At 64.1% G+C, this 12,761-nt stretch carries 9 protein-coding genes; 3 read left to right on the top strand and 6 right to left on the bottom strand.

The window, feature by feature from the left end; translation table 11 throughout:
* Window positions 1–13 precede the first annotated feature (13 nt).
* Window positions 14–1,579, top strand: coding sequence for a DHA2 family efflux MFS transporter permease subunit (locus tag PMI40_RS09930; RefSeq protein ID WP_008114743.1), 1,566 nt, complete (start codon window positions 14–16; stop codon window positions 1,577–1,579).
* Window positions 1,580–1,648: 69 nt separating this feature from the next.
* Here the strand turns inward: PMI40_RS09930 and fghA are convergent, their stop codons facing one another.
* Complete coding sequence (gene fghA / locus PMI40_RS09925) at window positions 1,649–2,497, bottom strand: S-formylglutathione hydrolase (protein WP_008114741.1); 849 nt, start codon at window positions 2,495–2,497, stop codon at window positions 1,649–1,651.
* A gap of 580 nt (window positions 2,498–3,077) precedes the next feature.
* Here fghA and PMI40_RS09920 point away from each other — a divergent pair.
* A complete protein-coding gene (locus tag PMI40_RS09920) occupies window positions 3,078–6,290 on the top strand; it encodes an EAL domain-containing protein (protein ID WP_008114738.1) in 3,213 nt (1,070 codons plus the stop codon).
* A gap of 17 nt (window positions 6,291–6,307) precedes the next feature.
* On the opposite strand, the gene PMI40_RS09915 is transcribed toward PMI40_RS09920, so the two are convergent.
* Window positions 6,308–7,552 (bottom strand): MFS transporter, encoded by a 1,245-nt coding sequence (locus PMI40_RS09915; RefSeq protein ID WP_008114736.1) that lies wholly within the window; start codon window positions 7,550–7,552, stop codon window positions 6,308–6,310.
* A gap of 215 nt (window positions 7,553–7,767) precedes the next feature.
* Here PMI40_RS09915 and PMI40_RS09910 point away from each other — a divergent pair, with 215 nt between their 5' ends.
* Window positions 7,768–8,817, top strand: a complete 1,050-nt coding sequence (locus tag PMI40_RS09910; RefSeq protein WP_008114735.1) for an NADP(H)-dependent aldo-keto reductase — start codon at window positions 7,768–7,770, stop codon at window positions 8,815–8,817.
* A gap of 31 nt (window positions 8,818–8,848) precedes the next feature.
* On the opposite strand, the gene PMI40_RS09905 is transcribed toward PMI40_RS09910, so the two are convergent.
* The 4 genes from PMI40_RS09905 to PMI40_RS09890 all read right to left on the bottom strand — a co-directional run bounded on the left by PMI40_RS09905 (window position 8,849) and on the right by PMI40_RS09890 (window position 12,647).
* Window positions 8,849–9,853, bottom strand: a complete 1,005-nt coding sequence (locus tag PMI40_RS09905) for a bile acid:sodium symporter family protein (RefSeq protein WP_008114732.1) — start codon at window positions 9,851–9,853, stop codon at window positions 8,849–8,851.
* Between the two features lie 34 nt (window positions 9,854–9,887).
* Complete coding sequence (locus tag PMI40_RS09900) at window positions 9,888–10,229, bottom strand: zinc ribbon domain-containing protein YjdM (RefSeq protein WP_008114730.1); 342 nt, start codon at window positions 10,227–10,229, stop codon at window positions 9,888–9,890.
* Window positions 10,230–10,378: 149 nt separating this feature from the next.
* Window positions 10,379–11,767, bottom strand: a complete 1,389-nt coding sequence (locus PMI40_RS09895) for a 4Fe-4S binding protein (RefSeq protein ID WP_008114728.1) — start codon at window positions 11,765–11,767, stop codon at window positions 10,379–10,381.
* A 7-nt stretch (window positions 11,768–11,774) separates the two neighbouring features.
* Entirely contained in the window at window positions 11,775–12,647 is an 873-nt protein-coding gene (locus tag PMI40_RS09890) for an FTR1 family protein (RefSeq protein WP_008114726.1), read from the bottom strand.
* Between the last annotated feature and the right edge of the window lie 114 nt (window positions 12,648–12,761).

Below are 12,761 nucleotides of genomic sequence, written 5' to 3'. Positions count from 1 at the left end.
CCAATTAGATTCTATGGCCAACAGCCCTACTCCTTATAGCCCGCCGCCGCCCCTGACGGGCGGCGCGCTGGTGCTCGGTACCTTGTCGGTATCGCTGGCCGTGTTCATGAACGTGCTCGATTCATCGATCGCCAACGTGGCCATTCCCACCATCTCGGGCAACCTGGGGGTGTCGATCGACGAGGGCACCTGGGTGATCACCTCGTTTGCCGCCGCCAATGCCATCTCGATCCCGCTCACCGGATGGTTGACCCAGCGCGTGGGCGCGGTGCGCCTGTTCGTGTCGTCGGTACTGCTGTTCGTGATCGCATCGTGGTTGTGCGGCCTGGCGCCGACGCTGCCCATCCTGCTCGCCGCACGGGTACTGCAAGGTCTGGTGGCCGGCCCGATGGTGCCGCTGTCGCAATCGCTGTTATTGGGGGCCTACCCGAAATCCAAGGCGTCCTTTGCGCTGGCCCTATGGGGCATGACGGCGGTGGTGGCGCCGGTGGCCGGGCCGGCGCTGGGCGGCTGGATCACCGACAGCTATACCTGGCCCTGGATCTTCTATATCAACATCCCGGTCGGGCTGGTGGCAGCCGGTATCACGCTGGCCATCTATCGCTCCCGCGAGACCCCCAAGCGCCAGCTGCCGATCGACAAGATCGGGCTGGCCTTGCTGGTGACCTGGGTCGCGGCATTCCAGATCATGCTCGACAAGGGCAAGGACCTGGACTGGTTCGCCTCGCCCGTGATCATCACGCTGGGGGTGATTGCCGCCGTCGCGTTCGCCTACTTCATCATCTGGGAACTCAACAACGATCATCCGGTGGTGGACCTGCGCCTGTTCGGACGGCGCAATTTCGCCGGCGGCACGATTGCCATCTCGATCGGCTACGGGGTGTTCTTCGGCAACCTGGTGATCCTGCCGCAATGGCTGCAGCAATACCTCGGCTACCGCTCCATCGACTCGGGGCTGTCGACCGCGCCCATCGGCATCTTCGCGGTAATCCTGATGCCCTTGATCGGCCGCTTCCTGCCCTTGGTCGACGCGCGCAAGGTGGCCACCGTGTCGTTCGTCTGCTTTGCCGGCGTGTTCTGGCTGCGCTCGCGCTACAACCTCGAAGTCGACCAGTGGACCGTGATCATGCCCACGCTGCTGCAGGGCATTCCGACGGCGATGTTCTTCGTGCCGTTGACGGTGCTGTTGCTGTCGGGATTGCCGCCGGAGCGGATCCCGGCCGCCGCCGGGCTGTCTTCGTTCGTACGGGTATTCTGCGGCGCCATCGGCACCTCGATCTCGACCACCGCCTGGAACAACCGCACCATCACCCACCATGCGCAGCTGACCGAGCATGCCACGCCCTACAGCCCCTGGCTGCAGCAAAGCCTGGACAACATCACCTCGTTGCTGGGGCTCAATACGGAACAGGCGGCGGGCATGATCGAGCGCACCGTTACGTTCCAGGCAGCGATGCTGGGCATCAACGATATCTTCTTCGTGTCGGCCATCATCTTCCTGGCCATCATCCCGCTGATCTGGATCATCAAGCCATCCAAGGGCGGCGCCGGCGCTGCCGAGGCCTCGGCGGCGCACTGAGGCAGCACGCGAAAAGAAGCGCCGGCCCTGCACTGCAGGGACCGGCGCTTTTTTTTGGGAGGGCCGCAGTCAAGCCGTGAGGATGCGGTGATGAAAGCGCAGGTGATCTTCCATGAAGCTGGCGATGAAGTAGTACCCATGGTCGTAGCCGGCGTGGCGACGCAAGGTGAGCGGCTGGCCGGCGGCCCGGCAGGCGGCTTCGAAGTGTTCCGGCATCAATTGCTCGGCCAGGAATTTGTCACCCAGCCCCTGGTCCACCAGGATGCCCTGCGGGAACGGCGAGCTCAGCGTGCGCATCAGTTCGCTGGCATCGTATTGGCGCCAGGCCTGCTGGTCGGCCCCCAGGTAGTTGCCCAGCGCCTTGTGTCCCCAAGGGCATTTCGAGGGCGCGGCGATGGGCGCGAACGCCGAGACCGAGCGATACAGGTCGCGATTCTTCAGCGCCAGCGTCAAGGCGCCATGGCCACCCATCGAGTGACCGAAAATACCGATACGCTGCGGATCGGCAGGAAATTCGCGCAGGATCGTCTGGCGCAGGCCGTGCACCACGTACGAATACATGCGGTAGTTCTTTTCCCACGGTGCCTCGGTGGCGTCGACGTAGAAACCGGCACCCACGCCGAAGTCCCAGCTGTCGCTTTCGCCTTCGATGCCGGCGCCGCGCGGACTGGTGTCGGGCGCTACCAGGATCAGGCCCAGCTCGGCGGCGAAACGCTGCGCCCCGCCCTTGATCATGAAGGTTTCCTCGGTACAGGTCAGGCCCGCCAGGTAGAACAGCACCGGCAGCCTGGCGCCGGCCTTGGCCTGCGGTGGCGTGTACACCGAAAACCGCATCGGCAGGCCGATCTCGGCCGACTCGTGCCGGTAGAAGCCCTGCACGCCGCCGAAGCAGGCATGTTCGCTCAGGGTTTCGATCATGGCGCCGATACCAGTGTTGGCTGGCCCTGTTGCTGAGGTGCTTGTATTCATTAGAGATTGGATCCGAGGTTGAAGTCGCTGAACGGTAATGTGTGCATTATCGCATTGCAAACCGGGCATTGCCGAGCGCTGGCGGCGTGCCCGATGGCAAACTGACAATTCGCCGGCCAGGTGTTGCGGCATGCCGCGGCGCTGGTGACAAAGGTCGGCGCATGCGGTAATGTTCGACCAGACAATGTCAAAACGCGCCGCATCAAAACAAGACAGGTGTGAACAGAAAACCGACAGACCGTGCGCTAACCACCACCTCGACACTAACAAAAATAATCTGATGGAACGGATAGTGGCATACTGCCAATGCAGTTAATCCGATTGACAGGGACCACGTAATTTGCACGTACGCCGGCAGTGCCTGGCATCGCATGCAGGGGCTTGATCGCCAGGCAGGTAATGGACCGATGTGGTCTGTCGAAAAAACGTAGGTCCGGCAATGGCCGGACATCAAAAGGGGTTGCAGCAGAACGCTGCATAATTCGCATATAGCGACACGTATACGACAGTTGGTTTCGATATTCGTCTAATGGGAAATCAGAAAAAAACGGCCGGGCGGACGGGTAACACCTTGCGAACGCTCCTGCTTTTCGTGGCGTTCGTCGGATCCTGCATCGTGGTGCAGACCTGGTGGGAGATCCGCCAGGACCGGCAATTGACCATCGATGCCGAGAAGAATGGTTCGCTGGTGGCGGTACGCAGCGTGCAGGAGCACGCCGACAGCGCCTTTCGCAACGTCGACGCGATGCTCACCACGACTGCCGAGCGGCTCGCCAATGGCGAAGGCCTGCTCCAGGACAACCAGGCCCTCTACCAATTGCTCAGCCAGCAGAAGCAGCGCATGCAGTCTGTGCTGGCGCTGCGCCTGGTCGACGCCAATGGCGCCAACCGCGCCAGTTCGTTGCGCCCGCTTGACCAGGAACTCAATCCGGACGATCTCAAGCTGCGCTTCATCGATACCGACCCGGCCCGGCCGCGCCTGTTCGTCGGTCCCCTCACCCGTAGCCGCTACAACCAGGAACTGGTACTGCCGATTGCCATGAATTTGTACGATAACCGTACCGGTCACCTGGGCATGCTGGTGGCCGAGCTGCGTGCGTCCTACTTCTTCGACTTCTACAAGCGCATCACCAACTTCGAGGCGATCGTCTCGCTGCGTGGCGACGATGGCCTGATGCTGATCCGCTCGCCCTTCGAGCCGCGCTGGCTCAACACCAACCTGCGCGATGCCAGGAGCATGACGCGTATTCGCAGCGGCCCGGAAGAAGGCGGGTTCGAGGACGTTTCCCACCTTACCGGCGAGCAGTTGCTGTTTACCTACAAGCGGCTACAGGACTGGCCGGTGCTGGTGGTCTATGCGCGCCGCATGGACGACGTGCTGGCGCCCTGGCGCAGCCGCACCGAGAACCGTATCCTGCTGGCCTCGGGCATACTCGGCTTCATCCTGATCGCGCTCATCTCGTTCCTGGTGTATTACCGCTACCAGCGGCGCATCGACAACGCGCTCACGGTCAGCGAATACCGCTACCGCAAGCTCTACGAGGAAGGTGCCGATCCGATCGTGCTGATCTCGTCGGATCTGCGCTATCTCGATTGCAACGTGGCCGCCGTGCGTTTCTTCGGGGTGCCCGACAAGGACCGCATCGTCGGCCGCAAGGTCGGGCTGTTCTCGCGCCAGAAATCGATCCATATCGAACAGCCCGATATCGACGACCTGGTGGGCCGCGCCCTGTCGGGCCAGCCGCAGCAGTTCGAGTGGGTCACGGTAAGGCGCAACAAGATCATCTATACCGATGTCACGCTCAACCGCGCCGAGCTCGATCGCGGCTATGCGATCTTCGCCATCCTGCGCGACATCAGTGCACGCAAGCGCGCCGAATTGCTCCAGAGCCAGCAGAACCGGGTGTTGCACATGGTGATGGCCGACCAGGACCTGGACGCGATCCTGTCCGAGATCGTCAGCTTCGCCGATTCGCAGATTCCCTATGCCGCCTGCTGCGTGCTGCTGGTCAACGAGCAGGCCACCCACTTCACCTCGGTGCTGAGCCATCGCCACCCCGAGAGCCTGATGCGGCTGTTGCAGGGCATGGCCATCCGCCACGGCAATGGGGTCGGCGCCGAGGCGGCGCTGCGCCGTGCGCCCTGTATCGTCACCGATATCGCACGCGACCCGATGATCGAGAACCTGCGCCCGTTGATCGACGCCGAGATGTACCCCTCGTGCGCCGCCTGGCCGATCATCGGCAAGGAAGGGCAATTGCTGGGCGTGTTCTCGGCCTTGCTCAAGGAAAACCAGGCGCCCAGTTCCGAATACCTGCAACTGGCCAACATCGCCGCCGACCTGGCCAGCGTGGCCATCGAAAGCCGGCGCGCCGACGAACGGATCCGCCACCTGGCGCACTACGATGAACTGACCGGCCTGCCCAATCGATTCCTGTGCACCCAGCATGTCAGCAACGCCATCACCCATGCCGAGCACCGCGACGGCATGGTGGCGGTGCTGCTGATGGACCTGGACCGCTTCAAGAACATCAACGACACCTTCGGCCACGAGACGGGCGAGGCGGTGCTCAAGGAGATCGCCCTGCGGTTCCGCGGTTGCCTGCGCGAGCTCGATATCCTGGCGCGCGTGGGCGGCGACGAGTTCATCGTGCTGGTCGACGATTTCGACGATCCGCTGCAACTGGGCGAGATCGCCCAGAAGTTGCTGGAAGAAGCGCGCAAGCCCTTCATCATCGACGGCCAGGAGGCGCAACTGTCGGCCAGTATCGGTATCGCCACCTACCCCGGCGATGGCAACAATGCGCAGGCGCTGATCAAGAACGCCGATATCGCCATGTACCGCGCCAAGCATCATGGCAAGGACGACTACCGGTTCTTCTCGGACGAGGTCAACACCAATACGGTCGAGCGCATCGCCCTGGAAGCCGAACTGCGGCGCGCCATCGAGCGTGGCGAGTTCGTGGTGTACTACCAGCCCAAGGTCAACCTGGCCACCGGCCTGATCGTGGGCGCCGAGGCGCTGGTACGCTGGCAGCATCCGGCGCGCGGTATGCTGCCGCCCGGCGAATTCATCACGCTGGCCGAAGAGACCCGCCTGATCGACCAGATCGGGCTGGCCGTGCTCGATACCACTTGCCGTGACAGCGCCCAGTTGCTGGCTCGCGGCATGCAATTCGGGCGCATCTCGATCAACCTCACCGGCAGCCAGTTCGGCGACGCCAACCTGCTCGACGACATCAAGCGAGTGGTGGCCGCGCACGGCACGCCCGCGTCCTGCCTGGAGTTCGAGATCACCGAGAGCATGGTGATGCACAACCGCGACCAGGCCATCGCCATCATGGACGGCATCCGCGCCGAAGGCTTCACGATCTCGATCGACGACTTCGGTACCGGTTACTCGTCGCTGGCCTACCTCAAGCGCTTCCCGGTCAACACGCTCAAGATCGACAAGTCGTTCATCAACGATATTCCCGACGATCCCAACGGCAGCGCCATCGTCCAGGCCATCATCGCCATGGGCCATGCGCTGAACCTGAAGGTGGTCACCGAGGGGGTGGAAACGGCCAAGCAGCTGCATGCGCTGCGCGAATTCGGATCGGACGAATACCAGGGTTACTACTTCAGCAAACCGGTGCCGCTGGATAAATTCCTGCAACTGCTGCAGCACCAGCAGCAGCAGATGGGCTCGCTGACGATGCACCATGACAAACCACTGCTGCAGCGCGCGCCGCGCGCCTGAACGCCGGCGGCGGGACCTTACTTGCCGACCAGCCGATCGACCCGGTAGAGCGCCGGAAACAGGCGAATCCACAGCAACACGATCAGCAGCGTGCCGATACCGCCGATCATCACCGCCGGCACCGCGCCAAACCAGGCCGCCGTCAGGCCCGATTCGAACTCGCCCAGCTGGTTGGACGTGCCGATGAAGACCGAGTTGACGGCCGACACCCGGCCGCGCATCTCGTCGGGCGTTTCCAGCTGCACGAACGAAGAGCGCACCACCACGCTGATCATGTCGGACGCGCCCAGCACCGCCAGCGCCACCAGCGACAACGCAAACGAGCGTGACAGGCCGAACACGATGGTGGCCAGGCCGAACACACCGACGGCGATGAACATGGTGCGCCCCACCCGCCCGCGCAACGGGCGCCGGGCCAGCAGTAGCGCCACCGCCAGCGCGCCTACCGCCGGCGCCGAACGCAACAGGCCCAGCCCGGAAGAATCGGTATGCAGGATATCCTGCGCATAGACCGGCAGCAGCGCGGTCGCGCCGCCCAGCAGCACGGCAAACATGTCCAGCGAGATGGCGCCCATGATGGCGGGCTTGCTGCGGATGAAGGCCAGGCCGGCGAACACCGACGACAGGCTGGCGCCGGGGCTGCGGCCGGCGTCGCGCGGCACCGCCGGGGGGCGCTTGATGAGCGTGAGCATCAGGCTGCACAGGGCAAACAGCACGCAACTGCTGGCATACACCACCGCCGGCCCGGCCACGTACAGGAAACCGCCCACGGCGGGCCCGATGATGATGGCGAACTGGGTGGCCGAGGCCGAGCCGGCCACTGCGCGGGGCAGCAGCGCAGGCGGCATCAGGCTGGGCAGCAAGGCGCTCATGGTCGGCTTGGAAAAGGCCCGGCCGGCGCCGATGACGAAGACCACCGCAAAGATGATCTCGCGATTGAGCCAGCCCTCGATGCTGCCCAGTGCCAGGCAAGCCGCCGCCAGTGCCTCGACCAGGGCGCTCACGCGCGCCACGTTGCGCCGGTCGTAGCGGTCGGCCACGTGTCCCACCACGAATACCAGGAACAGTGACGGAATGAACTGCACCAGCCCGACCAGGCCCAGGTCGAAGGCGCTATGGGTGAGCTGGTAGACCTGCCAGCCGACGGCGACGATCTGCATCTGCAGCGCGATGGTGGAGGCCACGCTGGCCCCCCAGAAGAGCTTGAAGGGAGCGTGATGACGCAATAGCGAGCCGGTGTCGGCGGAAGCGGAAGATGACATGGATGATGGTCGGGATGGCGGCGCGACGCCGGCCGTGGTCATGGTTGGGCGAAATCGTTATAAATAGTATGCGTTTCATGGGCGGGCATCGGTCATGGCGCCGAGGTCGACCGCCCTGCACTGCCGTAACGGCCCGGCTATACTACCCGATCCTGCGCCAACCGGCCTGCCGCATCCCTGCATCACGCCGCGCACAATGAACAAGGAGAACCCGTATGCAGTATCGCCAACTGGGCCGCACCGACCGCAAGGTCAGCCTGATCACCCTGGGCACCATGACCTGGGGCCAGCAGAATACCGAAGCCGAAGCCCATTCGCAGCTCGACCTGGCGGTCGAACGCGGCATCAACCTGATCGACGTAGCCGAGATGTACCCGGTGCCGCCGATGCCCGAGACCCAAGGCCTGTCGGAGCGCTACCTGGGCACCTGGCTGAAGAAATCGGGCTGGCGCGGGCGCCTGCTCATTGCCACCAAGTGCACCGGTCCGGCGCGCAAGCCGCACAATCCGCGTCACATCCGCGGCGGCGTCAACAACCTCGACCGGCGCGGCCTGACCGATGCCCTGCATGGCAGCCTGGAACGACTGCAACTGGATCACGTCGACCTGTACCAGCTGCACTGGCCGGACCGCAGCGTCAACAGCTTCGGCCAGCTGGGCTACCAGCATGTGGCCGACGAAGAGACGGTGGCCATCGACGAAACCCTGACGGTGCTGTCGGAGTTCGTGCGGGCCGGCAAGATCGGTCACATCGGCCTGTCCAATGAAACCGCGTGGGGCGTGGGGCAGTTCCTGCGCGCGGCCGAACGCCATGGCCTGGAACGGGTGGTCAGCATCCAGAACCCGTACAACCTGCTCAATCGCAGTTTCGAGATCAACCTGGCCGAATTCGCGCACCGCGAACAGGTCGGCCTGCTGGCCTATTCACCGCTGGCCTTCGGCATGCTGAGTGGCAAGTACCTCAACGGCGCGCGCCCGGCCGCCGGTCGCCTGACGCTGTTCGAACGCTTCCAGCGCTACAACAGCCCGGAGGCCTTCAGCGCTACCGCCGACTATGTGGCGCTGGCCACCGAGCACGGGCTGGACCCGGCACAGATGGCGCTGGCCTTCGTCAACAGCCGCCCGTTCGTGAGCTCCAACATCATCGGCGCGACCACGCTGGACCAGCTGCGCTCCAATATCGACAGCACCCAGCTGCAATTGAGCGAGGCGGTGATTGCCGGCATCGAGGCCATTCACAAGCGCCAGCCGAACCCGGCGCCGTAACGTCGCCTGCGGCGCACCCGGGGCGCGCTATTCAGTCGCCGCCACTTTCCGTGGCGGCGGCCCTCGCCACTTCGTCCTGGCGTGCGCCGTAGCGTGCCGCCAGCACCGCGCACACCATCAGCTGCAACTGGTGAAACAGCATCACCGGCAGCAGCACCATGCCGATACTACCGCTGGAAAAAAGGACCTTGGCCATCGGCACCCCACTGGCCAGGCTTTTCTTCGATCCGCAAAAGACGATGGTGATCTCGTCTTCCTTGTCGAAGCCGAGACGGCGACTGCCCAGCGTGGTGACCAGCATGATCAGCGCCAGCAGCACCGCATTGACCACCAGCACCGTGACCAGCATGGTCGGCGGCACCTGGTGCCACAGCCCTTGCACCACCGCTTCGCTGAAGGCCACATAGACCACCAGCAGGATCGAACTCTGGTCGACGAACTTGAGCCAGGACTTGTTGCGGGCGATCCAGTCGCCGATCCAGCCACGCAGTACCTGGCCGGCCACGAACGGCAACAGCAACTGGTACACGATCTTGAGAATGGAATCGAGCGAGACCTGCTGCCCGCCGTGGGCCGTGACCAGCAAGCCCACCAGCAAGGGGGTCAGGAAGATGCCCAGCAGGTTCGAGGCGGAGGCGGCGCAGATGGCGGCCGGCACATTGCCGCGCGCCACCGAGGTGAAGGCGATCGACGACTGCACCGTGGACGGCAGCACGCACAGGTACAGCAAGCCGATATAGAGCTCCGGCGCCAGTAGCCGGGTAAGCAGCGGGCCGGCCAGCAGGCCCACCAGCGGAAACAGCGCAAAGGTACACAACAGCACCGTCAGGTGCAGCCGCCAGTGCGTCAGCCCCGCTACCACCGCTTCACGCGGCAGCTTGGCACCGTGCATGAAGAACAGCAGGCCGATCATGAAGGTGGTGAGCCAGTCGAAACCGACGGCGACCGTGCCGGTACAAGGCAGGATCGAGGCCGTGATCACCACCGCCACCAGCAGCAGGGTCATGTTGTCGGGAAGAAAACGGGGGCGTGCCATGATGGGGTCGGTCCTTTGCTTGGTCGTACTGCGCTTATGACTTGCGCACGAATTCGGTCTTGAGGCTCATGCTGCCGAAGCCATCGATCTTGCAATCGATATCGTGGTCGCTGTCGACCAGCCGGATGTTCTTGACCTTGGTGCCCATCTTGACCACGCCACCGCCGCCCTTGAGCTTGAGGTCCTTGATGACGGTCACCGCGTCGCCATCCTGCAGCACATTGCCGGCGCTGTCGCGGTAGACCCGGGCCACCTCGCCGGCGGGGACCGCGGCCTGGGCGCTCCATTCGTGGGCGCATTCGGGGCAGACCAGCATCTGCCCATCTTCATAGGTGTACTCGGAACTGCATTGGGGGCATGCGGGCAAGGCACTCATCGACAATCCTGGCATAGAAAAATAGGGACGCAAGTATAGCGCGTGGCAGCGACGACTACCTTGACCCGGCGCAGCTCATTGCCATGCAAACAAAAACGGCAAGGCCCGGTACGGGACTTGCCGTGGATGATCCGGCCGGACCGGCGCGACTACCACAGCCAGAACATCAGCAGCCACGCATAATCGACCAGCGCCAGCGCGGCCAGCACCGGCACCAGCGCCAGCAAGCGCTGCGGCCAGCCGGTGGCGTAGCGACCGATCACCTTCCACGCCAGCAGCAGGCTCCACAGGGTCATCGCCGACAGCAATGCGGCGCGCACGTCGTTGGCCCAGTCGACCGGCCAGTGCTCGGCGCGCAGCAGGCTGATGGTGGTCGCCGACAAGCCCACGAACACGCCGCAGCCCGCCAGCGGGATAAGGGTCTGCACCAGGTGGTTGAAGCGGCCCAGCTCCCATTTGCCCAGCAGCCGGTTGGCCAGCACGAACATCAGCGTCACGCCGGTGCCCAGCACCAGGGCCGTGGCCGAGATATAGCCCACCACCATGGCGCCGTCGAGCCAGGTGAAGACGTCGCTTTGCTGCGGGTAGTTGGTCAGCAGCCACCATGGCGCCTGGGTACCGAAGGGCCACATGATGTCGCGCTCGATCAGCCAGCCGGCGATCTCCTGCTTGATGGTCACGAACCAGGGGCTGGCCGACCAGTGGAAGGCGCCGATGGCGATACCCAGCAGGCCGTACAGCACCAGTGCGCTTTCCCACAGGTTGTTGTTGGTCTTGCCGAAGGTCACCACCTCCACCGTAGGCGCCCGGAAAGTCAGGGCGATGGCGTCGCGGTGCCCGGCGCAGCGACCGCACATGTGGCAATCGGAGGCGCCCTTCATGTTGCGCAACGGCACCAGCGGCGCGCAATTGATGGGGATGATCTTGTGCTCGGGATGATACGAGGCGCGCCAGGCGTCTTCGTCGACCTTGTAGTGCATCGGCGCCAGCTTGGCCAGCAGGCCGAACACGCCATTGACCGGGCACAAATACTTGCACCAGACCCGCTTGTCGCGTCCGTACAGGTAGCCGACGATCATGGCGCCGACGGTGGAGCCGCCCAGCACCAGCAGCACTGCCTTGGGATATTGGTAGACGCTGACCATCTGGCCGTACACGGTGGTCAGGGCAAAGGCGACGAACGGCCAGCCGCCCCAGCGTATCCACTTGGGAATGGCGCGACCGCGGCCGTGCTTGCTGGCAAATTCGGTCAACGCTCCCTCGGGGCACAGCACGCCGCACCAGACGCGCCCCATCAGCACCATGCTCACCAGCACGAACGGCCACCAGATACCCCAGAACGCAAACTGGGCGATCAGGGTCAGGTTGGACCAGAGGTGGGCGGTCTCGTCGGGCAGCGGCATGAACACCGGCACCAGGATCAGTAGCGCATACACCGCCACCACGATCCATTGGATGCCGCGGATCAATGCGCCGTTGCGGCGCATCCAGTCGCCCGTACGCGAGAGCAGGGTCGGCGATTGCGTACAGGTATTCATGGGCGGCTCAAACTGCAGGTTGCCTCTTGGCTTGAGGCTTGGGTTTGCGGTAAAGGGCCGAGCATATCACAACCCAGTAAGCCGCATAGACGAGCACCGACAACAACGCCGGACGCGCGCGATAACCGGTCAGCGTCGAGACCAGGCTGCCGGCCGTGCTCGAATCGTCGAGCAGCCAGGCGGTGTCCCAGACCGGCGCCGTCAGGGTCATGGTCCAGTCGGCCGAGGCCAGCGCATCGGAACTCTCGAGCAGCACGTCGAACAGCTTTTCCACGCCGGTCACCAACAGGCCCGCGGCCAGCAGCAGCAGGATCACCTCGGTGACCTGGAAGAAGCGGCGCCACGAAAACACCTTGCCGCCCAGCTGCAGGATGTAGAAGGTCAGGAAGGCCAGGCCGAAACCGATCACGCCGGCCAGCACCAGCGATGCGGTACTGGCTTGCTGCTGACCCAGGCCGATGCCATAGAGGAATACCGCGGTTTCGCTGCCCTCACGCGCGATCGCCAGTGCCACCAGCACGAACACGCCCCACCAGTTGCCGCTCTGGACGTTGCCCTGCATCGAGCTTTCCATGTCCTTCTTGAGGGTGCGGCCATGCTTGCGCATCCAGAACACCATCTGCACGATCAGCACGGCCGCGATCAGCACGATGGCAATCTGGAAATAGGTCTGGGCATCGCCCGACAGCAGCTCGGAAAAGCCCAGCAGCGCGCCACCCAGGGCCGCCGCCAGCACCACCCCGGCCACCACGCCGCCCCACAGGTAAGGCAGGCCGCGACGTGCCGCGATATCACCGTTTTTCAGCCAGGCATACAAGATACCGACCACCAGAAGCGCCTCGACGCTTTCGCGCCAGACGATGAACATGACCTGTCCCATTGATAAGCTTCCCTTTTAAGCCAACTACCATTCGAACCATTCCGGCCGCACCGCGGACCCGGATGACGCTGTCTCTGCTCGCGTCCCGCTTGCGGGCCTTGGCGGCCCTTCTTG

The organism is Herbaspirillum sp. YR522 (assembly GCF_000282575.1).
Lineage (GTDB): Bacteria > Pseudomonadota > Gammaproteobacteria > Burkholderiales > Burkholderiaceae_D > Herbaspirillum.
The sequence above is the reverse complement of the archived record's forward strand: the minus strand, read 5'-3'. Positions and strand labels throughout refer to the sequence as shown.